The following is a 22,952-nucleotide window of genomic DNA, read 5'->3' on the forward strand; positions in this document are numbered from 1 at the left end:
AATGCTGTCTCGCGGAGTTTCAAATTCTTTGCCAAACACTGCGATCAACACAGTGGGTTCATTGCTAAACACCTGGCCTTGCCCCAGCAAGCCTGAGGCACAACCACCCCACACATTCATGCAGTTGGTTTTGCTGACACACAACTGTGCGAGATCTTGCAGAAGTGGAGCGAAATGGGGAGTACACAACAAAATAACCCGGCTGACGTAGTCGGTGTGACGGCGAAGCCCGGCCTTTTCAACGGCACTTTCAACCAGCGCAGCGGCATCTTCAAGCCGGGCATCACTGAACACTTGAACGCAAATTGCGTGGCTCATGTTGTTTTCTTTTTGAATTCGCACAAGTCCACGATACTACAACGAGTGCATTCCGGTTTGCGTGCCTTGCACACATAGCGGCCATGCAAAATCAGCCAATGGTGAGCGTTCAACATAAACTCTTGGGGGACCAGCTTCAGTAGCCGTTTTTCAACTTCGAGTACGTCTTTCCCCGGGGCAATGCCAGTGCGGTTGCTGATTCGGAAAATATGCGTATCGACAGCCATGGTGGGTTGTCCAAAGGCGGTGTTCAGCACCACATTCGCAGTTTTTCGGCCAACACCTGGCAAGCTTTCAAGGGCTTCCCTGTCCGCAGGAACTTCACCATTGTATTGGTCTCGCAAAATTTCGGCAGTTTGCACAAGATGTTTGGCTTTGGAGCGAAAAAGCCCAATTGTTTTGATGTACTCCTCAACCCCGGCAACACCGAGCTCTGCGATTGCTGCTGGCGTATTTGCGACGGCAAACAGTTTCCGAGTGGCAATGTTCACGCCTTTGTCGGTGGCTTGTGCACTGAGTAAAACAGCTGCAAGTAGCTCAAACGGTGTCGAATACTCCAGCTCGGTTTTTGGTTCTGGGTTTGCCTGCTGAAATCGTGTGAAGATCTCGGTGCGTTTTTCCTTGTTCATGATGTTTGCGCCTGTCGTCGTGCCCGTGCCCTGGCCAGTGCGGCTTGTACCACAGCCTTTTTGGCGGCTGCATCGGGGCTGGGCGTGTCATCCAGCTCGTCCAGTTTGTGAATTGCCTTGGCTTCGAGCCTTTCTGCCTGTTCTTCTTTTTGTCGCATCAAGCGAATTTCCCGCGCATGCATTCTAGCGCGGGCCGCATGAGCCTGGGTTTGATCCCAAGCGCTGAACTCGGGTATGAACACCATGTCGATGCAGTCTACCGGGCAAGGTGGAATGCACAGTTCGCACCCAGTGCACAGCTCGGCAATGACGGCATGTCTGCGTTTGCTGCTGCCCACAATTGCATCGACAGGGCACGCTTTGATGCACAGGGTGCACCCAATACAATGTTGGGGGTGAATGCTGGCAATATGCCGCTCAATGGTCGAGCCACAGCCAGGATCAACTGGTTTTACAGGAAGGTTTAGCAGAGCGGAAAGGGCAGCGATCGTACTCTCACCGCCTGGCGGGCAACGGTTCAAATCGGCTTCCCCGTTCGCCAACGCTTTAGCGTAAGGCAAGCAGCCCTCAAACCCACATTGCGTGCATTGAGTTTGAGGAAGTAGGTCGTCTATCTGTTGTACAAGCTGCTCATGCATTCTTGGCTATGAATTCGCGGATTTTTGGGTAAACCTTCTCGCGCCAACGGCGACCGCTGAAGATACCATAGTGTCCGCATTCCAAGGCCTCGTAATGCTCTTTCTTGTCCGCCGGCAGGTTTTTACACAGCTTGAGCGCGGCTTTGGTTTGACCGGGCCCAGAAATATCATCCAGTTCGCCTTCAATGGTAAGCAGTGCGACTGTTTTCACATCTTCGGGCTTTACCCGCTGCCCGCGCACTTCCCATGTGCCAAGGGGCAAGGCGTGATCTTGAAACACGGTCTTGATCGTGTCCAGATAATATTCGGCTGGCATGTCGAGCACGGCATTGTATTCATCGTAGAACTGCCTGTGGCTTTCGGCGCTTTCGCCATCGCCCTCGACCAAGTGCATGTAAAAGTCATAATGACTTTGCGCATGCTTGTCCGGATTCATGCTGACAAAGCCCAAGTGTTGCAAGAAGCCCGGATACACGCGGCGCAGGTAACCCGGGTAGGTGTGGGGCACGCTGTAAATCACATTGTTTTCAAACCAGGAATAGGGCTTTTTAGTGGCCAGGTTGTTCACTTCTGTGGGGCTTTCGCGGGTGTCAATAGGGCCACCCATCATGGTCATGCTCTTGGCCTGTTTTGGGTCTTTGTTGGACGCCATCAGCGAAACAGCTGCCATGACCGGCACGGTGGGTTGGCACACGGAAATCAGATGGACGTTGGGCCCCAGCAACTGAATGAACTCGATACAGTAGTGTACATAGTCGTCAAGGTGGAAGTCGCCTTCGGACAGGGGCACCATGCGTGCGTCAACCCAGTCTGTGATGTAGACATCATGGTCCTGAAGCAGGGTTTTAACAGTGTCGCGCAGCAAGGTGGCATGGTGACCCGACAAGGGGGCAAAGACCAAGACCTTCGGTTGTGGCTTCAGCGGCTTGGATTCTACCGGAATCATTTTGCGGAAATGAATCAGCTTGCAGAATGGTTTGGTTTCGACAATTTCCTGAACGATGGAGACTTCTCGGTCGCCGCACTTTACAGTGGTGATTCCGAATTCCGGTTTTTCATATTCTTTGCCCAAGCGGTACATCAATTCGAAACCCGCTGAGATGCGCCGTGCCATGGGCAAGTGAGCCAAGGGGCTGAACGGGTTGCTGTAAAGCTTGGAGCCCGCCTCTGCCCAAATCGTCATTGGATTAAGCAGCGCTCGCTGAAACTCGTGCATTTGGTACAGCATTGAATGGCCTCCGGCTTTATTAGGCGATTGTCTTGATTTGACAATTATGTGTCAGGTTCCTGACGATTATCTTGCAAACATTGCTGCAACGCAACATGTTTGAATGTTTCCTCGATCACCAATAGTTTTCGACTGCGATCTCACCTTGAGTATTTCTTCGGGCAGGGGAATAACCTTTTGATTTCAGAACTTTACGTATGTCCGTGACCATTTCCGGATTGCCGCAAATCATGAATCGACTGCGTTCAACATTCATGGGTAAGCCCGTGTGTTCTACCAAGGTGCCTTGTTCCAGCAAGGTGGTAATTCGTTCACCAAGACAGTTGGGAACCTTCTCGCGGGTGACCACAGGCACATAAACAAACCGTTTCTCGACGTTCTCGATCAGTTCGCTGAGCATGGGGTGTTCAACGAAGCCCTTGATCATTTCTTGATATACCAGCTCTTCAGCAGTTCGGGCACTGTGTACCAGCACGATGTTTTCGAATTGCTCCCAGGTATGCGGGTCGTGAAGAATTGAGAGAAAGGGTGCCAGACCCGTTCCTGAGCCCAATAGCCAGAGGTCTTTACCGGTCTCGAAGCGGGCCGTGGTGAGGAAGCCGAAATTGGTTTTGTCGATGTAAACAGGAGAACCCACCTGAAGCTGGCTTAGGTGACTGGTAAAAGCCCCTTCAGGTACGACAATTGAGAAAAACTCAAGATGCTCGTCAAATGGGCCCGAGACCATGGAGTAGGCTCGCCAGATGATTTCCGGTTCGCCCGGTAATTGCAAAGTGTTATCAACACCCAGCCGGGCAAATTGGCCTGCCGTGAAGCGAAAGCCTGTTGGGCGTGTGCAGGTGAAGGAAAACAATTTGCCTGGCACCCAAACACGCATGCTGGTGATTGTCTCCCGGGTGTATTTGTCTTCAACTTCACTCATGCAACTACTCGATTGGAACTGCCTTGAAGTGGATTACTTTTCAAGGTATTGCAGCTTGTCTTTCACGTCTTTCCAGTCATCGGCATCGGGCAGGTGTGCCTTCATGCGCGTAATGCTTGGCCAATCTTTGGCCAGTTCTACGTTCATGTCGATGAACTTCACCTGGTCGGCAGGCACATCCTCTTCAGCATAAATTGCGTTGACGGGACATTCCGGAATACAAACGGCGCAGTCGATGCACTCGTCTGGATCGATCACCAAAAAATTGGGGCCTTCGCGAAAACAGTCGACTGGGCATACATCCACACAATCGGTGTATTTGCATTTGATGCAAGACTCGGTAACTACGTGTGTCATGGTGAAAATGGGTGGTTGGACAAGATAACGAGACATTGTAATCGATTGGACCACGTTGCACCTGAATCTCCGCTCGAAATCACCAACTGGTATGGGGCATACCCTAGGGGCGGCAGTGGCGTGCTTTTTCTATAATGGTGGCTACGAATATATGCCGAGGGTGCACTTTGAGCCAATCTTTCAATGACGACGATCTGGATACCTCAGCGGCCCGGTCGGAAATTCTGAATCGGATTCGTAGCCTTCAATCCCGACCAGCAACGATGCGCGACAATGAGATGACTCTGGCCAAGGGCTATCTGGCCCGAAGGGCGAGAGGCCCGGCACCTGGTCCGGTAGAAAATGTGCTTGCTTTGTTCGAAGAAAAATCCCGTGCCATGCTTTGCACCCTTCAGCGAGTCAAATCCAATGCTGAAGTGGTCCCGGCCTGTGCGGCGTATCTTGCCGAGAACGAATTGACAGGCACTGTGGCTATCTGGCCGGCACTGGGCGAACTAGACTGGTCCAAGTTACCGAATCAGGCACGTTTGGGGGCTCCTGCGGGCGACGATCTGATTGGAATCAGCGGCGTGGCCTGTGCTGTGGCTGAAACAGGCACTTTGGTATTTGCCAGCAAGGCGGATGAGCCTGCCAGCACGCACCTGCTGCCGGAAACCCACATTGCAATTGTTCGAGATGATCAGGTGGTGCACACGATGGAAGACGCATTTGAAATGCTACGAAAAGAAGGGCGGATTATGCCGAGAGCATTGAATTTTGTATCTGGCCCGTCACGCACTGCCGACATCGAACAAACCATTGTGTTGGGTGCACATGGCCCCTACAGGGTGCACTTGATTCTTGTCGGCAAATAAGCATGCGCGACGACTCCAGAAGACGCTTTGTACAAAAAGCTTTGGCGGCAGGAGCGGCTGGTGCGATAGCCACTCCTGCCGCTTCCCAGTCTGCGTCGCTCGTCAAAACCATCAAACCAGTGGTGTTCAAGTTCCAAAGCACTTGGCCCACCAAAGACATTTTTAATGAGTTTGCCCAGGATTTTGCGAAGAAGGTTAATGACATGTCGGGCGGCGAGTTGCGCATCGATGTGTATCCCACCAATAGCATCGTGAAAGCTTTCGGTATTCAGAATGCAGTGCACAAGGGACAGCTTGACGGTGGGCATGGCGTGCCCACTTATTGGCATGATCGCCATGCCGCTTTTTCCCTGTTTGGAAGTGGTCCTAGTTTTGGCATGAGCTCGAATCAGATACTGGCGTGGTTCCAGTATGGTGGTGGTCAACAGCTTTACGACGAACTGGTTCAAAAAGAAATGAACCTGAACATTCAGGGTTTCATGTATGGGCCACTGACCCCACAACCTTTGGGTTGGTTCAAAAATCGGATCGAGAGCATCAAAGACCTCGACAAGATGCGGTTTCGCGCTGTGGGTTTGGCTGCGGAAGTCTTCAAGGAACTCGGTTTGACCACCACCGCCTTGCAGCCCGCCGATATCGTGCCTTGGCTGGACAAGGGGCTGATTGATGCCGCGGAGTTTAACAACCCCAGTTCCGATCGGGCTTTGGGTTTTCCCAGTGTGTCGTCGGTGTGCATGATTCGCAGCTTTCACCAAAGCAGTGAGGTTTTTGAAGTCATTTTCAACAAGCAGCGTTTCGATAGTCTGCCTTTTGCCCTGCGCTCGATTATTCGATACGCCTTACAGGCTTCTTCCGCGGACTTGAGCTGGAAGGCCTCAGACCGGTTTTCGACTGATTACGAGGAAATGCGACGCAAGCAGGGTGTTCGGTATTACGTGACACCCGATGATATTTTGAGGGCGCAACTGAATGCCTGGCGGAAAATCATTGCCCGGGAATCAGCCAACAGCCGGATTTTCAAGCGCATTATTGATTCTCAAATGCGATTTGCCAAGCGTGTAGTGGGTTTTGAAAATGACCTGACACCTTCTTCTAAAATGGCTTTCGATTTTTGGTTCTCTACCGTGTAAACCGCGGCTGGGTTAATATGCAGCCATAACACCTTCAAGAGTGAGCCAACATGTCTGATATTCACGCCCGCAAAGCACACAATTTGACCCTGGAAGAGGCCAAGCAAACTGCCCAAAAACTGGCAGATCAACTTCAAAAAGAATTCCAGCTGGACAGTCAATGGCAAGGCAACACCCTCAATTTCACGCGTTCAGGTGTGAAGGGCAAGCTGGATGTGACTGACAAAGACGTCACAGTCGATATTTCCCTGGGCTTTATGCTGAAAGCATTCAAGGGAAAGATTCAATCGGAAATCGACAAAAACATCGACAAAATGTTTGCTTGAACGGGCAACCCGAGTCGAATCATCTTTGGCCGGAAAGAAAATCAGCAACGCTGGGATAGCGAAGACGAAATCCGAGTTTTTTCTGGTTCAAAGATTCAATACGCCGCGATTCCGACATGAAACTCCACATCATGGGACTTACCATTTGTTTCACCTCTTCCCGCGAAAAGCGGGGTGGGCGAGGAAGCTGGTAAGCATCAGCCACCAGGTCAAAGTAGTCTCCCATTTTGCTGGGTTTAGCGTCGCAGGCGTTTATGACCTCGAAGACACCACCTTTGTAATTGACCCATCGGCTTAAACGGCCCAAATCGAGTTCATGAATGTGGTTTGACCACGCATCTTCATCAGGTAGCAGAGCCGGTGTGCGATTCTTGATACGGTCTATTGGTAATCTGTTGTCGCCGTATATGCCGGGCGCACGCAGCAGGTGTACATGCACACCATGTTTTAGTCCCAGTCGAAGTTGCGTCTCGGCATGAACTCGCCGCTTCGCTCGGTCCGATTGCGCATTCAATGGCGTGTATTCATTAATCCATTGCCCTTGCGTATTGCCATAAACGCCGGTGGTGGATACATAGCTGATTCGCGGTACGGGTTTACCGTGAGCCTTGGCCCTTGTGGCTGACCACAGCACCAGTTTTTTCAGTGTGTTGTCAGTCTGTACGGATGAGTCGGGCGGCGCCATCCAGATGATTCGGTGACCCATTGAAATCAGGCGCAACAGGTCGCTCTTCAAATTCAAATCAATGGCCAGGGGTCGAGTGTTGTGCGCCACGATGGCGGCGCGCTTTGCTCTCGTCCCCGCTCCAGGGCGATAAGTCGCTGTAAAATGTTGATCTGGAAAGGTTTGCAACAAGACCAAGCCCACTTGCCCACAGCCCGCAACGCTTATATTGCTTTGCCGAAAGCGCCGGGGCAAACTGCGTTTGAAAAATAGCCCGCCGGGTTTGTCGATGTCACGGAAAGTAGTTTGATGATTCACAACGTAGAAATTCTTCCCAGCCAAAAACAGTATGAATGCGAGTCTGACGATACCTTGTTGTCTGCAGCACTGCGCGCCAATGTCATTTTGCCATATGGCTGCAAAGACGGAGCCTGTGGATCGTGCAAGGCTGATTTGATTGAAGGGCAGGTCGATTACGGCACCTACCAATCACGTGCCTTGAGTGAAGAAGAACGTGTACGCGGGAAGGTGCTTACTTGTTGCGCAAAACCGCTTGGCCCTGTGAAGTTGAAGGTTAGAGAGCTTTCCGGTTTGGGTGACATTCCCATCAAGAAAATGCCCTGTCGTTTGCAAAGCATCGAGAAACCTGCGGCCGATGTGGCCATTCTCAAGTTGCAGTTGCCGGCCAATGAGGTGTTGCAATTCAATGCGGGTCAGTATATTGAATTCATGCTTCGCGATGGGTCTCGACGCAGTTATTCTCTGGCCAATGCCCCTTATCAGGAAGGCGGGATCGAGCTGCACATTCGGCACATGCCCGGTGGCTTGTTCACTGACCATGTATTCAGCACCATGAAAGAACGGGAAATTTTGCGTTTTGAAGGTCCCTTCGGTACATTTTTCTTGCGCGACGACTCTACGAAACCCGTGGTGTTGCTGGCCAGTGGCACAGGTTTCGCCCCAATTAAATCCTTATTGGAACAGGCCTTTTTCAAGAACAACAGCCGCGAGTTTGTGTTGTATTGGGGTGCACGAACCAAGGCCGATTTGTATATGCTGGATTTGCCCATGTTGTGGGCCGGCGAGCACTCAAATTTCAAATTTGTGCCGGTGCTGTCTGATGCCACAGACGAATGTCACTGGACGGGGCGAACAGGTTTTGTGCACCACGCTGTCATGCAGGACTTCCCGGATTTGAGCACACATCAGGTGTACGCCTGTGGTGCGCCCATTGTGATTGAGTCAGCGCAGCGCGATTTCACCTCACAGTGTGGTTTACCCGAGGAGGAGTTCTTCGCAGATTCCTTTACGTCTATGGCAGATGCCTGACCCGCATACAGCAGGCTTTATTGCGACACTTGCCCCAGATAGGTTTCTCGAATTCTGGGGTCGTTGATCAGTTCACTGGCCAGACCTTCGTAATCAATCAAACCTGAATCCATGACATAAGCTCGGTTAGCCAGTTGCAGAGCGATGTGAGCATTTTGCTCGACAAGCAGTATCGTCATTCCTTCGTGGTGTACCTGTTGAATCACCTCGAAAATTTTCTCAACCATGATCGGAGCCAATCCCATGCTGGGCTCGTCCAGCAGCAGTAGATCGGGCTTTCCCATCAGCGCACGTGCCATGGCCAACATCTGCTGCTCTCCACCACTCAGAGTTCCTGCGGATTGCTTCAGTCGCTCCCTGATGCGCGGAAACAGAGTCAGCATTCTCTCCAAATCACTCTCGATCTCGGCTTTCGGGCAGCCGGTTTGAAAGCGTGCATTTGCACCCAATTCAAGATTTTCAAGCACGGTCATGCGTGTGAAGATCCCGCGTCCCTCCGGCACCAAGACCAGCCCAAGTGGCAGCCGTTGATGCGCGGGCAGCTTCGTCAGATCAATGGTGCTTTTGAAAGTAGCGGCATGGGCTTGAAAAGGCAATAAGCCTGCAATGGCTTTCATGGCTGACGTTTTGCCCGCACCATTACATCCAATCAAGCACACCAGCTCACCCGCATGCACCTGAAAACTCAAACCCTTGACTGCCTGAATTCCGCCATAGGCAACAGTTAGACCTTGAATGTTCAGCATGGAATCAGCCATGGTGTAGCCCTCCAAGGTAGGCTTCAATGACGGCGGGGGATTGCTGAACTTGGGTGGGGGTTCCCTGAGCAATCACTTTGCCGTAATCCAGCACAATGACTTCGTCACAAATACCCATGACCAGTTTGACATCATGTTCAATCAGCAGTATCGATGTTCCGTCCTGTCGAATCCGGAGCAGCAATTCTCGCAGCTTCAATTTTTCAGTGGCATTCATGCCAGCAGCGGGTTCGTCCAGGGCGAGTAGCGCAGGTTCGCTGGCCAGGGCGCGTGCGATTTCGAGGCGTCGTTGATCACCATAGGAGAGCTGCCCGGCCAGATGATTGCTGTAAGTACCGATGCCTACATAATGCAACCACTTCAATGCCTGCTGGTGTACCTGTTGTTCCTCGCGGCGTTGTGCCGGGGTACGAAGTACCGCGCCCAATACACCCTGCCTGGTTTTGCCATGCATACCCACGGCCACATTTTCAAGCGCTGTCATACTTTTGAACAAACGAATATTTTGAAAGGTGCGGGCCAAACCCATTTGCGCAACATGGTGGGGCGAAGCAGGTTTGTAGGGCTTGCCCTTGAATGCGAGTCGCCCGGCATCGGGTGCGTACAAACCGGTGATCAAATTGAAGCAAGTGGTTTTGCCTGCACCGTTCGGGCCAATCAGCCCGACCACTTGTCCCGGCAAAACGCTCAGGCTGACATCGTCTACGGCAGTGATGCCGCCAAATCTTTTTTTCAGATTGTTGGCACTAAAGAGGGGTATGTTCATTTGTGTTTCGGCCACAGCCCGGCGGGGCGATATAGCATGACCAGCACCATGGTCAGGCCATAGATCAGGGAGCGAAGTATTTCTGCATCCACCAGTACGCTACCAAACAAAAACTCCTGTACAGGGGTGACCACTTGCCGCAGCATTTCCGGAAAACCTGCCAGCAACAGTGCGCCCAGAATAACGCCGGGAATATGACCCATTCCGCCCAGCACGACCATGCAAAGAACAATAATTGATTCCATCAAGCCGAAGGACTCCGGGCTGACAAAGCCTTGAAATGCAGAAAACATCGCGCCCGCGACACCGCCAAAGGAGGCACCCAGTGCGAAAGCCAGAAGCTTCATGTTGCGGGTGTTGATACCCATGGATTTCGCTGCAATTTCGTCATCGCGTATTGCGGTCCATGCGCGGCCGATTCGGCTGTTTTGCAGGCGCATACACACCACGATGATCAGCAGGGTAAGCGCCAGAAACAAATAGTAGTAAAGGTGAAGTGCAGGCACCTCGAAGCCGAACAAATCGACAGTGCGTGAAAAACGAACCCCCGCAATTTGAACGGGCTCAATCATGTTGATGCCTTGGGGGCCATTGGTGATATTGACTGGCGCATTCAAATTGTTCAGAAACAGTCGAATGATTTCCCCGAAACCCAGGGTGACAATGGCAAGATAGTCACCCCGGAGCCGAAGGGTGGGGGCACCCAGCAACACGCCGAATAGCGCGGCAATCAAGGCCCCCAGCGGAATCATTAACCATATGGACAAGTGCAGACCATCTGGAAAAAGGGTTGCGATGGTTTCAAAATTGTCGGTTAAATGAGGTGAAGCCAGCAAACCGTATACGTAAGCACCCACCGCGTAAAAGGCGATGTAACCCAGATCAAGCAAGCCGGCGAAACCTACCACGATGTTGAGGCCGAGCGCCAGCATCACATATAGCAAGGCGATGTTCAAAATACGAACCCAGCTGTTGCCAATCAAGCCAGCCACCCAGGGCAGAGCAGCCAAGGCGATGGCAACGAGCAGGAAGCCGATCACTTGTTGATGGCGTTGGGCAAGTTTTTTCATGCTCGGTCCGACACCCTTTCACCCAACAGGCCAGATGGCCGAAGAGTAAGCACCAAAATCAACACAGCAAAGGCAAAAATATCCTGGTAGTGCGAGCCCAGAAAACCACCCGTCAATTGCCCCAAATAGCCAGCGCCAAGGCTTTCAACAATTCCCAACAGGAGGCCACCCAACATGGCGCCATAAATATTGCCGATGCCGCCAAGTACTGCGGCAGTAAACGCTTTCAAACCGGGTAAAAAGCCCATGTAAAAATGAGCCACAGAATAGTTGGCAGCCACCATGACGCCAGCTACTCCAGCCAAGGCAGCTCCGATCACAAATGTAGCGGCGATCACTGAATTGGCGTTGATGCCCATGAGCCCTGCCAATTGCGGGTTTTCAGAGGTGGCGCGCATGGCTTTCCCCAATCGGGTTTTGTTGACTGTGTAGGTCAGGCCAAACATGAGGACTGCAGATACCGCCACAATCAAAAGTTGCACCGGTGTGATGGATACAATTCTTTCGTAATCGTTCTCGAGGTTTGGAGCAAAGGTATGCAAAACAATTGGATCGGTGGGCAGTGTGGCGGGAAAGATCAGATAATTGCGGCCCCAAATGATCATGGCCAAGGTTTGCAAAATGATTGAAACGCCGATAGCCGAAATCAAGGGTGCGAGCCGGGGCGCGTTTCGCAAGGGGCGATAGGCCAGGCGTTCGATCGAAAAACTGACCAGCATGCACACAGGTACTGCGCACAGCACTCCTACCAGGAAAAGTATCCAGCCCGGTGTATCGGGGAACAGACCCATGAACAAGGTGATGGCGCTGAAGGCCACCATGGCACCAATCATGACCACTTCGCCATGGGCGAAATTGATCAAACCCAACACGCCGTACACCATTGTGTAACCGAGTGCCACCAGCGCATAAATACTGCCGAGAACCAAGCCGTTGATCAGTTGTTGCGCAAAGATATCCATGTACGCCAATGCGATTGAAATTAGATGTGTCGGAAAAAGAATAGAGCAAATTGGGTTTGGGTTTTGCGTATTTCTTCAGAAAGAAGTCAGTTAATTGACAGCGGAACCCATTACCGGTTTAGATGCTACATTGATGGAATTAACCACAAAAACGAGTTGGAGGCGATCATGAACCTTTGCAGGTCCCGGAATTTGAAATATTCATTCATGGGTATATCGGTATTTATCGCCTTGGCAAGCACGCCTGTTTACGCCAAGGAAGTGTTGGTGAAAATTGGACATATTGCACCGCTCTCGGGGCCACAGGCTCACTACGGCAAAGACAATGAATCGGGCGCCAGGTTGGCAATCGACGATTTGAATAAAATGAAAATTCAGCTGGATGGAGGCACTGCCAAATTTCAGTTGATTGCCGAGGACGATGCCGCAGATCCAAAAACTGGTGCCATCGTCGCGCAAAAATTGTGTGACATGAAAGTAAATGGCATTGTTGGGCATTTGAACAGTGGCACCACAATTCCGGCATCCCGTATTTATTATGACTGTGGCATTCCCCAAATTACACCTTCAGCCACGACACCGAAAGTGACCAAGCAGGGGTTTGAGTCTGTATTCAGGGTGATTGCGCACGATGGCGTGCTGGGGGTTGCCTTGGCCAGATATGCTGTCGATGAAATGAAAGTGAAGCGGGTGGTGGTCATTGATGACCGCACCGGTTATGGACAGCCGCTGGCCGATATTTTTACGAAGCAGCTTGAAGCCAAAGGTGTAAAGGTGCTGGAGCGCCACTACACCAACGACAAGGCCACCGACTTTGCGGCGATATTAACCTCAGTCAAGCGCGTGAATCCAGACCTTGTTTTTTACGGAGGCATGGATGCACAGGCCGGCCCCATGCTGCGGCAGATGAAGCAATTGGGAATCAAGGCGAAGCTGATTGGAGGTGATGGCATTTGTACCACTGAATTGATGCGTTTGGGCGGCGACAATGTGGGTTCGAATGTGCTTTGCGCCGAGGGCGGTATGGCCTTGAGCAAAATGCCTGGTGGCCCCGCCTTTGAGAAGCGATACAAAGCACAGTTCAAGACGGACATTCAGGTTTATGCGCCTTTTGTATACGATGCAGTCATGACCATGGGCATGGCCATGAAAAATGCAAAGTCAGCAGACCCCAAGAAATATCTTCCGAAGTTGAAAGAGATTCGGCACGAAGGAGTCATCGGAACCATCGCATTTGATGAAGTGGGTGACGTTCTGAATGCGGCAGTCACCTTGAATTCTTACGGACCTCAAGGAAAGTTTCCGGTCAAGGTTGTCAATTAAGCGGGTCCAATGAAAAAAGCCAAGGCGAAACACCTTGGCTTTTTCGTGTAGCTTGCGAACTGATTACAGAGTCAGTACCCATGCTGCCAATTTCTTGGCCTCTTCTTCAGTCACGTTTTGAGCAGGCATGGGGACCGGTCCCCATACACCCTTGCTGCCGTTCTTGATTTTGCCGGCCAACATGGCTTCCGCGCCAGCCTGACCCTTGTACTTGGCAGCCACGTCTTTGAAGGCTGGGCCAACTACTTTCTTCTGAACCTGATGGCAGGCCAAGCAGGCTTTGCTCTTGGCCAGTGCTTCGTCGGCGCTGGCAGACAACGGTAGAGCAACCATGGTGGCTGCAATCGCCAAGACACCCATTTGCTTGATCATACTGAACTCCTCACTTTGTTACAGTTAGCACATTAATAACGTCTCGGGCGTCATTTTGGCAGACAACTCAGTTGTTTGTCATGTGAAACAGCATGATTTTTATCCTTCTGGGCATCCTTTTGCTGACATTGAAACTGGGTGGGGTACATCCCGTGAGCAATTGGGAATGGTTTTCTATCGCTTTGCCTTTTCTGATGGCTATCTGCTGGTTCGAACTTTTTGAACCGTGGCTTGGCCTGGACGTTCGTCGACAGCAGTTCAGGAAGCGCCAGCTTGAGGCGAGAATTCGTCATTTTCAAAACAAAAAACCCCGACGTCAGCGCCGGGGTTTTCGATTTTGGTAAACGATTACGAGTTTAAAGGTCGAGGTCGCCGTCGGTGACAGCACCTTTGCTGGCACTGCTGGCCAAGGCTGCGAATTTGGCCAAGACACCGGTGGTGTAGCGTGGCTTGGGTTTCACCCAGCTTTCACGGCGCTTTGCCAATTCTTCATCGCTGACATTGATCTGCAACAATTTCTGATGTGCGTCCATGGTGATGGAGTCACCTTCCTTGATTAATGCAATCGGACCACCAACATACGCCTCAGGAGCGACGTGGCCAACCACCATTCCCCAAGTACCGCCGGAAAAACGGCCATCGGTAATCAGGCCGACTGTTTCGCCGAGACCTTTGCCAATAATTGCCGAGGTTGGGGCCAGCATTTCGGGCATGCCCGGGCCGCCTTTGGGGCCCAGATAACGAAGAATAATCACATCGCCGTCTTTGATTTTGTCGCCCAAAATCGCATCCATCGCGCTTTGCTCGTCATCAAACACCTTGGCTGGCCCGGTAATCACGGGGTTCTTCAAGCCCGTAATCTTGGCCACGGCACCTTCGGGTGCCAGGTTGCCCTTCAAGATCGCCAAGTGCCCCTGCTTGTAGAGCGCTTTCTCAATTGGCATGATCACATTTTGGTCAGCGCGTGGCACTGAAGGAATGTCGGCCAAGGTTTCAGCGATGGTTTTGCCGGTGATGGTGATGCAATCGCCGTGCAGCAGACCCGCGTCCAGCAGGATTTTCATGACTTGCGGGATGCCGCCAGCGTCGTGCAGGTCTGTTGCAACATATTGCCCTGAAGGCTTGAGGTTACAAATGACTGGTGTGCGAAGACGAACGCGTTCGAAGTCCTCGTAGCTCCAGACCACGTCCGCCGCTTTGGCGATGGCCAGGAAGTGCAACACAGCATTGGTTGATCCGCCAGTGGCCATCAGTACAGCCACTGCATTTTCAATTGATTTTTTGGTAATGATGTCCCGGGGCTTCAAGTCGTTGCGCACCGCTTCGATCAGCACGCGAGCTGATTCTTCAGTAGAGGTGATCTTCTCCGCATCAATGTTCGACATCGTGCTGGAGTAGGGAAGGCTCATCCCCAAGGCCTCGAACGCTGAGCTCATGGTGTTGGCGGTGTACATGCCGCCGCAAGAACCGGAACTTGGGCATGCATTCTTCTCGATGCCCTTGAAATCTTCTTCGCTCATGCGCCCTGCAGTGAATTCGCCCACGGCCTCAAAGGCAGACACAATAGTCAGGTCTTTGCCTTTGTAACGCCCAGGCTTGATGGTGCCGCCATAAACATAGATGCCGGGCACATTCATGCGGGCCATGCCGATCATGCCACCAGGCATGTTCTTGTCGCAGCCACCGATGACCAGAACCCCATCCATCCACTGGCCTTGCACCGCAGTTTCGATACAGTCAGCAATCACTTCACGGCTGACCAGTGAATACTTCATGCCCTCGGTGCCCATGCTCATGCCGTCAGAAATGGTAGGGGTACCAAAGATTTGTGGATTACCGCCAGCTTCTTTCACCGCTTTCACTGCCGCATCGGCCAAAGGCTGCAAGCCGCTGTTGCAGGGGGTGATGGTCGAGTGACCGTTGGCGATACCGATCATGGGGTTGTTGAAGTCTTCGTCTTTGTAACCCATCGCGAAGTACATCGCGCGGTTGGGCGAACGGGCCACGCCCTGGGTGATGTTCTTGGAACGTCGATTGATGCTCATTGCAAAAGCTCGCAGGTGGAATTGGATTCAAAACGAGAATTTACCATTTTATGATGCGCCGCTGGGCACAGGAAGGCGTTCATTCATCAAAGGGTAGTCCCTAGGGCATTACAATTGAACGGTTTTCCACATTCCGGGTTTTCCATGTTTGTTCATCCTGAATTCGATCCAATTGCTGTTTCGATCGGCCCAGTGGCCATTCGCTGGTATGGTTTGATGTACTTGTTGGCTTTTGTCGCCTTCATCATGCTGGCCAAGCGCCGCTTGCATTTGTTCCCGGCGATCAAAATGTCCGATGTGGACAATATGCTGACCTGGGCGGTTTTGGGTGTCATCTTGGGTGGTCGCCTGGGCTATGTATTTTTTTACAAGCCTGACTATTACATGGCCAACCCTGGCGAAATTCTCGCAATTTGGGAAGGCGGCATGTCTTTTCATGGTGGGTTTCTGGGTGTGTTGCTGGTTTGTTTTGTTTACGGCAGGTACAAGGGCTGGAAGTTTTTCGATGTGATGGATTTTGTAGCGCCTGCCGTGCCAATCGGATTGGCCTTGGGTCGCCTTGGCAACTTTATCAATGGTGAGTTGTGGGGGCGCCCAACGGATGGTTGGTGGGGAGTTGTGTTTCCACAGGCGGGCGATGCAATTGCTCGCCACCCGTCACAGCTTTACCAAATGAGTCTGGAAGGCCTTGCTCTGTTCATCGGGCTTTGGTGGTTTGCCAGCAAGCCGCGCCCACGTGCGGCTGTGTCAGCGTGGTTTTTGATCGGCTATGGTACAGCCCGTTTTGTGGTCGAGTTTGCCCGCGAGCCAGACCGCTTTTTGGGCACGCTTTCCTTGGGCCTCTCCATGGGGCAGTGGCTTTGCGTGCCCATGATTCTGGGTGGGTTCGCCTTGCTGGCATGGTCGAAAAACAAGCCCACAGGGCTTGAAACCATGGCTGCATTGGAAGCTGCCCAGGCAAAAGCAGGCAAGGGCAGCAAACGCAGCAAGTGATATTGAATTAGAAGCCGGTAACTGCCTTGTAAATCATGGACATGGCAATGAAAGCCAACAGCAGTGCGAAAATGCGCTTGATCTTTTTGACAGGCAGGGTGTGCGCCAGTTTTGCGCCGTAGGGTGCAAACAGCACACTCATCGCTGCCACGCAGGCCACTGCAGGCAAATACACATAGCCCAGAGAACCGGCGGGCATGCCTTGCAAATGCTGGCCGTTAATCACGTAAGCGACGCTTGAAAACACCGCAATCGGGAAACCCAGGGCGGCAGATGTTGCCACCGCGTTGCGCAGGTTGATATTACTCCACACCATGAAGGGCACCGACAGGAATCCACCCCCGGCGCCTACAATCGCCGAGGCTGCACCGATTACGCCACCCACTGCCGCAAGGCCTGCCTTCCCTGGCAAAGTGCGGCTGGGTTTGGGCTTCTTGTCGGCATACATTTGGTACGCGGAAAAAATCACAAATGCACCGAATACCAAGGCCAGCTCTTTGGTGGGCAGGTATGACACTACTTTTGATCCAATAAACCCACCGATGAGAATGCCGGGGGTCAGGAATTTCACAATATCCCACCGCACCGCGCCTGCCTTGTGGTGTGCACGCATGCTTGAAATGCTGGTAAACATAATGATGGCCAAGGAGGTGGCAATAGAGGAGTGCACCACATGCTCGACAGGAACGCCTTGGCTGACCATCAGGAATGTGAGAAAGGGAACAAGCAGCATGCCGCCACCGATACCCAACAAGCCAGCCAGCACGCCGCTGGCCACACCTAAAACGAGCAATGAAACAATAAATACCGGATCGAACATGGTGATTAAGTTTTTTTGGTTTGAACCTGAGCAGGATAAAAAAAGAGGCGACTGAACATAGGTTCAATCGCCCCGGTATGGGGTCTCTGCCGATGCCATACTGGCCCGATCCCTGAACCTAAGGTTCAAGTGGGTCGCAGTGTTAGGGTCTTTAGGTTTCCCTGACTGAGAGGGAATCACACCAACCCTGAAAAGTCCGCAACCGGGATCACAAATATTGGTTCACGGAATGCTGGCCAATACAGACACGGCAGAGATAAAACAAAATTCTTTACTCGAACAAATCTGCGTTTTTGGGCTTGCTTGCACCTGAATTGTTCAGGCTGCCATCAACCATTTGACCGATAGCCTCGATTTTACGCTCAATCGTTTCAATGTCCAGTCCTAAAACAGGGTTGGAAGGGTTACTACCAACCAGCGATTCATGGGCAATCTGCAAAGCTGCCATGACTGCGATTTTATCAAGCCCAACAACCTTGCCGGTGTTGCGGATGCTGGACATTTTCGTTTCTACAATGTTGACGGCCTGCTGCAAGGCGGAGCGTTCTTCGGGTTTGCAGGCGATGCGAAATTCCCTACCCATGATTTTTACGTCAAGTGCTTCCAATTATTCCTCCGAGTTCAATTCAAGTTCAGGGAACCACTGATTCAGCATTTGGTTGATTTGACCTTGTGCATGATTCACTTTTTTGTGAAGCACTTCATTTTCCCGGCGCAGGGCTTCAATCTGTTCCTTGGCCGACTTATTGTCGAAGCGGCTTTGCTCCAGGGCTTTGGCCAGGCTGGATACTTTGACTTGAAGTTCGTCGAGTTTCGCAAGCAGTGATTGCGTCATTGGCTGGCTCCATCTTCGGGTCATCATTCCCGAGGGTTGCTGTTATTGATATTTTAACTAGACTATACAGATGCTTACAGCAATCTACTACAGTTTCGCTTTAGGTTAAAACAAAGTTTTCAAGCCCAACACGTCTTGCATGTCAAACAAACCTTTTTCATGGCCAATCAAAAACTGCGCTGCCCGAATTGAACCTTGTGCATAAGTCATGCGACTTGACGATTTGTGGGTAATTTCAATCCGCTCGCCAATGCCGGCAAACAAAACGGTGTGGTCGCCGACAATGTCGCCACCACGAATGGTTGAGAAGCCGATGGTGCCAGCCTTGCGCTCACCGGTAATTCCTTCCCGGGCAAATACACCCACGTCTTGAAGATCTACGCCCAAGCCCTTGGCAACTACCTCACCCATACGCAGCGCGGTGCCTGACGGGGCATCTACTTTTTTACTGTGGTGAGCTTCAATGACCTCGATGTCATAACCTTGCGACAAAATTTTTGCAGCCACCTCGAGCAGTTTGAATGTGGCGTTTACGCCAACCGCCATGTTGGGAGACCACACCATGGCCACTTTCTCGGATGCTTTTTTCAGCGCTTCCAGTTGTTTCGGTTCGAACCCTGTTGTGCCGATCACGGCCTTCACGCCGTGTTTCTCGCACAAGGCAAGGTGGTGCAAAGTGCCCTCGGGGCGGGTGAAGTCGATTAACACATGGGCATTGGCGAGGGCGGTGTCCGCATTGTCGGTAACCAGTACCCCCGATGAAATACCCATGAAGTCTCCAGCGTCCCGACCAATGCTGGGCGACCCCGCTTGGTCAAAGGCGCCAGCGAGTTCGCACTCGGGGTTGTTCAGGATGGCTTCGATCAATGTTTTGCCCATGCGCCCACTGGCGCCGGCAATCGCGATTTGAATTGGCTTGGTCATGGCGTTTTATTTAAGTACGGGTGCACGGTCTGTACCGCCCACTGCAGATTCGGCGTCCTTGATGTCGTCAGCCGGTTTTTCCGAGGGCAACGGCTGTGTGGGAACCTTGCTCTTGCTGTCTGGGCCCAACAAATCGGTTGGGCTGGCAGGCAGGTTTTCACCACCGTGGCGGGCCACGCGTTCATTCTCGAAAATAACCGTGTAGCGTGATTGAGTGGTCTGCCCGTCGGCACGTTTAAGGCGGTAGACATAATCCCACCGGTTGGCGTGGAAGGCGTCATTCAACAAGGGTGTGCCCAGAATAAAGCGCACCTGTTCTTTGGTCATCCCTACTTGCAGCTTGGCCACATCCTGTTGGGTAATGAAATTACCCTGCTGAATATCAAACTTGTAGGGTTTGACAAAGGAGGGCACGTAGTTGTCCGGGAGGATAGAACACGCGGAAACCCCTAGGGCCATGGCCGAGCAAAGAATCAAATTCAGTCGTAAAATACGCATTGTTTTGTGAATTCGCATGTGAAGTGGGAACAGAGTACCTTATTCGGTGCGCTAACATGTCCTGCAAAGGCGTTATCATAAGCTACTTGAACTCGATTAAGCCTCAGAATGGTACCAAACTCATGACTACAGCAACGGATCTCAAAAGCATTGGTTTAAAGGCAACGCTGCCACGTATGAAAATTCTGGAATTGTTCCAGAGTGGGCAACATCGCCACCTCAGTGCTGAAGATGTTTACAAACTGTTGCTGCAGGAAGACCTTGATATCGGTTTGGCCACTGTTTACCGGGTTCTAACGCAGTTTGAACAGGCCGGTTTACTGGCCCGTCAACACTTTGAGACGGGCAAGTCGGTGTTCGAACTGAATGAGGGCGCACACCACGACCATTTGGTGTGTGTGCAATGCGGCAAAGTGGTTGAGTTTTTTGACGAGGAAATTGAGCGTCGCCAAAAAATGATTGCCAAGGATCGTGGGTTTGAACTCCACGACCATGCACTTTCTTTGTATGGGTCGTGTACCAAGAAAGATTGTGAGAACAAGCGTAAATAAGCAAACGCAAATACGCTAGCTGTTTGCCGAGGCAATCATTTCATGCGCAGCGGTGCGCGTGGCCTCGGTAATGACCTGACCACCCAGCATTCTCGCAATTTCTTCCACCCGGGCTTTTGATTCCAGTTGCACGATTTTAGAGCGAGTGGTTTGCGCTGAGATGTCTTTGCTGACTTGAAAATGATTATGACCCTGTGCTGCAACCTGAGGCAGATGGGTTACGCATAGCACTTGTTTGTTTGCGGCCAACAGGCGAAGGTATCGCCCCACGGTTTCTGCAACTGCGCCCCCAATACCGCTGTCAACCTCATCGAAGATCAGGGTGGGTACAGAGGTGTTTTCAACTGTATTCACGGTAATCGCCAAGCTGATCCGGGCAAGTTCACCACCTGAGGCCACTTTTTGAATGGCCTGAGGTGTAACGCCAGGGTGCCCGGCCACGCGGAATTCGATATTGTCGCTGCCTTGGGTAGAAGGCTCACCTTTGGCCACATCAACTACGAACACGCCACCTTGCATGCTCAGTGTTTGCATGGATTCAGTGACGCGTTTGGACAAAGTTTGCGCAGCCTTCAAACGGGCAGTCGTTAACAGGTTTGCTTGTATGTCATAGGCTTGACGCGCGGCATTCAGTTCCTTTTGCAACTTTTCGACATCAAAACCCTCCTCAAGGCCTTTGATTTCAGCTTGTACACTCTCCATTTCCGTGTGCAGTGTTTCGGGCTGAATACGCAATTTGCGGGCAGTTTCGTGCCACAGCGACATACGCGCTTCCACTTGAGCCAGTGTGTCGGGGTCCAGATCGCAGTGTTTCAGGTAATTGCCCAGATCGTAACTGGCTTCCCGAATCAATATTTCGCCTTCAGTCAGAGTTTTGACCACGCCTTCCAGCGCCGGGTCCCTTGTGCTTAGGTGGCTTAGCTTCTCGATTACCTGGGTGAGTTGATCGAGCAGGGCGTCTTCATTCTGTGCCAGTACATTGCTTGCGTGTTGGGTGCCCTCGATCAATTCGGCGCCATGGCTCAACCGATCAAAGTCACTGCTGAGCGTTTCCCATTCGCCGGCCTTAGGGTTCACCTTGCTCAGTGAGTCCAGTTTCCACTGAAGATTTTCAAGGCGTGCAGCTCGGTCTTCTTGACTGCTTTGCGCTTGTTTCAGGGCTTTCTCAGCATTTTTCAAGCGGAAATAGCTTTGACTCGTCGCTTGGAGAAGCTCGTTGTGTTGACCGAAGTCGTCCAGCAGGCGCAATTGTTCCCCAGGCTTTGCAAGCGTCTGAAACGCATGTTGCCCATGAATGTCGATCAAGGTTTCTGACAATTCTTTCAGCGTACTTGCAGGGACAGGTGTACCGTTGATGTAGGCTTTTGACCTGCCATTGGATTCAATGGCCCGGCGAAGGTGGAGTTCGCCCTCGCTGCAGTCAATCGATTGCTCGTCGAGAATGGCTTTGGCCGCTGGGTTCAACTCGAATACCGCGGTGATATTGGCACGTTCACAACCTTCCCGAACTTGCGATGCATCGGCGCGTGCACCAAGGCACAGCGACAGCGCATCGATCAAAATGGATTTGCCTGCGCCAGTTTCTCCGGACAACACCGACATGCCAGGTGCGAAATGCAAATCGAGTTTGTCAACAATAACGAAATCTTGAATGGTCAAACTACTTAGCATGGCCGCTGTCTCTGAGTCCTCGAGTTTTGTGGGGGGCTTCCGTGGGGCTTGCACTCCAATGCAGTTTTTGCCTCAACATGGCGAAGTAATCATAGCGCGCCGGATGCAAAAGCTGGATAGGGTGCGGTGACACCTTGATCCGAATTTGGTCACCCACTTTGGCACGGCCATTGAACTGCATGTCAAAGTGCACGCCGGTTTGCTTGCCGCCCGTAACGTGGATGTCAATCGTGCTGTGTTGGGGTAACGCAATGGGTCGGTTGGTTAGGGCATGTGGCGCCACTGGCACGATCAACAAGCCAGCCAGGCTTGGGTGCAAAATCGGGCCGTCCGCCGACAAGGCATAGGCTGTGGAACCCGTGGGTGTCGAGATAATCAGACCGTCTGCTCTCAGGTCGTACATAAATGTACCATCGACTTCTACACGCAGTTCAACCATGCCGCCCACGATACCGCGACTGATCACAATGTCGTTTAAGGCGATGTGATTTTCTACCACCTTGCCTTGACGTAAAATTTGCCCCTGAAGGTAGGCCCGATTCTCAGAGACTGATTGACCATTGATGGTGTCGATCAGGGTGGGGTTGATGTCGTCGAGGCGAATGTCGGTGAGAAAACCCAGCCGGCCCTGGTTGATACCTATGAGGGGAATATTGCAGTCGGCCAGTTCTCTGGCTGTACCCAGAAAAGTACCATCGCCGCCGATGATGACCGCAATTTTTGCTTTTCTCTTGATTTGGGCCAAACTGGCAAATTCAAAGTTGGCTTGATCGCATTCGGGTTTTGATTTTTTGGAGGCCCCGATGCTCAACATGGAATCGCAAACCAGCACATGGAAGGCGTTGGCGGCCAGCAAGTCAACCACGCTTCGCCAAATGGCCTGTTTTGGGGAGGCGCCGTGTTTGGCAAACACTGCAATGCACATCCCTTTCTGTTTCGGCATTCTTGATTCCCTGTTTTTGTCGTAAA

The 22,952-nt window shown here is 51.9% G+C and carries 28 protein-coding genes and 1 other RNA gene; 8 read left to right on the forward strand and 21 right to left on the reverse strand.

The genetic code is table 11. From position 1 onward, the window contains the following. From A0129_RS08265 to fdxA, 6 genes are all read right to left on the reverse strand, one after another. Positions 1-318, reverse strand: a 318-nt coding sequence (locus A0129_RS08265) for a hypothetical protein (protein ID WP_291714099.1), incomplete at its 3' end; no start/stop codon positions are given. Next, positions 315-947, reverse strand: coding sequence for an endonuclease III (gene nth / locus A0129_RS08270; protein WP_291714101.1), 633 nt, complete (start codon positions 945-947; stop codon positions 315-317). The genes A0129_RS08265 and nth, both read right to left, overlap by 4 nt. After that, a complete protein-coding gene (locus A0129_RS08275) occupies positions 944-1,585 on the reverse strand; it encodes an RnfABCDGE type electron transport complex subunit B (protein WP_291714103.1) in 642 nt (213 codons plus the stop codon). The genes nth and A0129_RS08275 overlap by 4 nt, the downstream gene beginning before the upstream one ends. Then, a complete protein-coding gene (locus A0129_RS08280; protein WP_291714105.1) occupies positions 1,578-2,813 on the reverse strand; it encodes a polyhydroxyalkanoate depolymerase in 1,236 nt (411 codons plus the stop codon). The genes A0129_RS08275 and A0129_RS08280 overlap by 8 nt, the downstream gene beginning before the upstream one ends. A gap of 115 nt (positions 2,814-2,928) precedes the next feature. Next, complete coding sequence (locus A0129_RS08285; protein ID WP_291714106.1) at positions 2,929-3,735, reverse strand: ferredoxin--NADP reductase; 807 nt, start codon at positions 3,733-3,735, stop codon at positions 2,929-2,931. A 33-nt stretch (positions 3,736-3,768) separates the two neighbouring features. Then, entirely contained in the window at positions 3,769-4,092 is a 324-nt protein-coding gene (fdxA, locus tag A0129_RS08290) for a ferredoxin FdxA (RefSeq protein ID WP_008248660.1), read from the reverse strand. A 167-nt stretch (positions 4,093-4,259) separates the two neighbouring features. Here fdxA and A0129_RS08295 point away from each other — a divergent pair, with 167 nt between their 5' ends. The 3 genes from A0129_RS08295 to A0129_RS08305 are packed head-to-tail and all read left to right on the forward strand — an operon-like array spanning position 4,260 to position 6,402. Continuing rightward, positions 4,260-4,946 (forward strand): lactate utilization protein C, encoded by a 687-nt coding sequence (locus tag A0129_RS08295; protein WP_291714108.1) that lies wholly within the window; start codon positions 4,260-4,262, stop codon positions 4,944-4,946. 2 nt (positions 4,947-4,948) lie between these two features. Then, positions 4,949-6,076, forward strand: a complete 1,128-nt coding sequence (locus tag A0129_RS08300) for a TRAP transporter substrate-binding protein (protein WP_291714110.1) — start codon at positions 4,949-4,951, stop codon at positions 6,074-6,076. Positions 6,077-6,126: 50 nt separating this feature from the next. Then, positions 6,127-6,402 (forward strand): polyhydroxyalkanoic acid system family protein, encoded by a 276-nt coding sequence (locus A0129_RS08305; RefSeq protein WP_291714112.1) that lies wholly within the window; start codon positions 6,127-6,129, stop codon positions 6,400-6,402. 19 nt (positions 6,403-6,421) lie between these two features. Here A0129_RS08305 and A0129_RS08310 read toward each other — a convergent pair whose 3' ends face one another. Then, complete coding sequence (locus tag A0129_RS08310) at positions 6,422-7,384, reverse strand: SDR family NAD(P)-dependent oxidoreductase (protein WP_291714114.1); 963 nt, start codon at positions 7,382-7,384, stop codon at positions 6,422-6,424. On the opposite strand from A0129_RS08310, the gene A0129_RS08315 reads away from it, so the two are divergent. Beyond that, positions 7,376-8,395 carry a CDP-6-deoxy-delta-3,4-glucoseen reductase gene (locus tag A0129_RS08315; protein WP_291714116.1) on the forward strand — a complete coding sequence of 340 codons (1,020 nt, stop codon included), beginning with the start codon at positions 7,376-7,378 and terminating at the stop codon, positions 8,393-8,395. The two genes, A0129_RS08310 and A0129_RS08315, sit on opposite strands and share 9 nt — an antisense overlap. A gap of 17 nt (positions 8,396-8,412) precedes the next feature. On the opposite strand, the gene A0129_RS08320 is transcribed toward A0129_RS08315, so the two are convergent. Genes A0129_RS08320 through A0129_RS08335 form a run of 4 tightly spaced genes read right to left on the reverse strand, consistent with a single transcriptional unit; the run spans position 8,413 to position 11,951 of the window. Continuing rightward, positions 8,413-9,153, reverse strand: a complete 741-nt coding sequence (locus tag A0129_RS08320) for an ABC transporter ATP-binding protein (RefSeq protein ID WP_291714117.1) — start codon at positions 9,151-9,153, stop codon at positions 8,413-8,415. After that, positions 9,146-9,919, reverse strand: coding sequence for an ABC transporter ATP-binding protein (locus tag A0129_RS08325; protein ID WP_291714120.1), 774 nt, complete (start codon positions 9,917-9,919; stop codon positions 9,146-9,148). The genes A0129_RS08320 and A0129_RS08325 overlap by 8 nt, the downstream gene beginning before the upstream one ends. After that, positions 9,916-10,989: an ABC transporter ATP-binding protein gene (locus tag A0129_RS08330; protein ID WP_291714122.1), complete on the reverse strand. Its 1,074-nt coding sequence runs from the start codon at positions 10,987-10,989 to the stop codon at positions 9,916-9,918. The genes A0129_RS08325 and A0129_RS08330 overlap by 4 nt, the downstream gene beginning before the upstream one ends. After that, a complete protein-coding gene (locus A0129_RS08335; protein ID WP_291714123.1) occupies positions 10,986-11,951 on the reverse strand; it encodes a branched-chain amino acid ABC transporter permease in 966 nt (321 codons plus the stop codon). Before A0129_RS08335 ends, A0129_RS08330 begins: the two co-directional genes overlap by 4 nt. 207 nt (positions 11,952-12,158) lie before the next feature. Between A0129_RS08335 and A0129_RS08340 the strand changes: the two genes are divergently transcribed. Next, entirely contained in the window at positions 12,159-13,274 is a 1,116-nt protein-coding gene (locus A0129_RS08340) for a branched-chain amino acid ABC transporter substrate-binding protein (RefSeq protein WP_291714125.1), read from the forward strand. 63 nt (positions 13,275-13,337) lie between these two features. On the opposite strand, the gene A0129_RS08345 is transcribed toward A0129_RS08340, so the two are convergent. Then, complete coding sequence (locus A0129_RS08345; protein ID WP_291714127.1) at positions 13,338-13,646, reverse strand: c-type cytochrome; 309 nt, start codon at positions 13,644-13,646, stop codon at positions 13,338-13,340. A gap of 92 nt (positions 13,647-13,738) precedes the next feature. Here A0129_RS08345 and A0129_RS08350 point away from each other — a divergent pair, with 92 nt between their 5' ends. After that, positions 13,739-13,990: a TIGR04438 family Trp-rich protein gene (locus A0129_RS08350; RefSeq protein WP_291714129.1), complete on the forward strand. Its 252-nt coding sequence runs from the start codon at positions 13,739-13,741 to the stop codon at positions 13,988-13,990. A gap of 12 nt (positions 13,991-14,002) precedes the next feature. On the opposite strand, the gene ilvD is transcribed toward A0129_RS08350, so the two are convergent. Continuing rightward, on the reverse strand, positions 14,003-15,691 hold the full coding sequence (ilvD, locus tag A0129_RS08355) for a dihydroxy-acid dehydratase (protein ID WP_291714131.1): 1,689 nt from the start codon (positions 15,689-15,691) through the stop codon (positions 14,003-14,005). Positions 15,692-15,835: 144 nt separating this feature from the next. Here ilvD and lgt point away from each other — a divergent pair, with 144 nt between their 5' ends. Next, the gene (lgt, locus tag A0129_RS08360; RefSeq protein ID WP_291714183.1) at positions 15,836-16,684 is read left to right on the forward strand and encodes a prolipoprotein diacylglyceryl transferase; all 849 of its coding nucleotides are present in this window, start codon (positions 15,836-15,838) and stop codon (positions 16,682-16,684) included. Positions 16,685-16,691: 7 nt separating this feature from the next. Here lgt and A0129_RS08365 read toward each other — a convergent pair whose 3' ends face one another. The 6 genes from A0129_RS08365 to A0129_RS08390 all read right to left on the reverse strand — a co-directional run bounded on the left by A0129_RS08365 (position 16,692) and on the right by A0129_RS08390 (position 19,677). Beyond that, positions 16,692-17,504 (reverse strand): sulfite exporter TauE/SafE family protein, encoded by an 813-nt coding sequence (locus A0129_RS08365; RefSeq protein WP_291714133.1) that lies wholly within the window; start codon positions 17,502-17,504, stop codon positions 16,692-16,694. Between the two features lie 79 nt (positions 17,505-17,583). Beyond that, positions 17,584-17,764: non-coding RNA, 6S RNA (gene ssrS / locus A0129_RS08370), on the reverse strand. A gap of 11 nt (positions 17,765-17,775) precedes the next feature. Next, positions 17,776-18,111, reverse strand: a complete 336-nt coding sequence (locus A0129_RS08375) for a cell division protein ZapA (protein ID WP_291714135.1) — start codon at positions 18,109-18,111, stop codon at positions 17,776-17,778. Next, positions 18,112-18,339 carry a hypothetical protein gene (locus A0129_RS08380; protein ID WP_291714137.1) on the reverse strand — a complete coding sequence of 76 codons (228 nt, stop codon included), beginning with the start codon at positions 18,337-18,339 and terminating at the stop codon, positions 18,112-18,114. Between the two features lie 105 nt (positions 18,340-18,444). Continuing rightward, positions 18,445-19,263: a 4-hydroxy-tetrahydrodipicolinate reductase gene (gene dapB / locus A0129_RS08385; RefSeq protein ID WP_291714139.1), complete on the reverse strand. Its 819-nt coding sequence runs from the start codon at positions 19,261-19,263 to the stop codon at positions 18,445-18,447. Positions 19,264-19,269: 6 nt separating this feature from the next. Then, positions 19,270-19,677: an outer membrane protein assembly factor BamE gene (locus A0129_RS08390; RefSeq protein WP_291714142.1), complete on the reverse strand. Its 408-nt coding sequence runs from the start codon at positions 19,675-19,677 to the stop codon at positions 19,270-19,272. Between the two features lie 206 nt (positions 19,678-19,883). On the opposite strand from A0129_RS08390, the gene fur reads away from it, so the two are divergent. After that, positions 19,884-20,312, forward strand: coding sequence for a ferric iron uptake transcriptional regulator (gene fur / locus A0129_RS08395; RefSeq protein WP_008248616.1), 429 nt, complete (start codon positions 19,884-19,886; stop codon positions 20,310-20,312). Between the two features lie 15 nt (positions 20,313-20,327). Here fur and recN read toward each other — a convergent pair whose 3' ends face one another. Beyond that, entirely contained in the window at positions 20,328-21,983 is a 1,656-nt protein-coding gene (gene recN, locus A0129_RS08400) for a DNA repair protein RecN (RefSeq protein ID WP_291714143.1), read from the reverse strand. Then, a complete protein-coding gene (locus A0129_RS08405; RefSeq protein WP_291714145.1) occupies positions 21,973-22,926 on the reverse strand; it encodes an NAD(+)/NADH kinase in 954 nt (317 codons plus the stop codon). The genes recN and A0129_RS08405 overlap by 11 nt, the downstream gene beginning before the upstream one ends. Between the last annotated feature and the right edge of the window lie 26 nt (positions 22,927-22,952).

It is taken from the genome of Limnobacter sp. CACIAM 66H1 (assembly GCF_001601825.1).
Classification (GTDB): domain Bacteria; phylum Pseudomonadota; class Gammaproteobacteria; order Burkholderiales; family Burkholderiaceae_B; genus Limnobacter.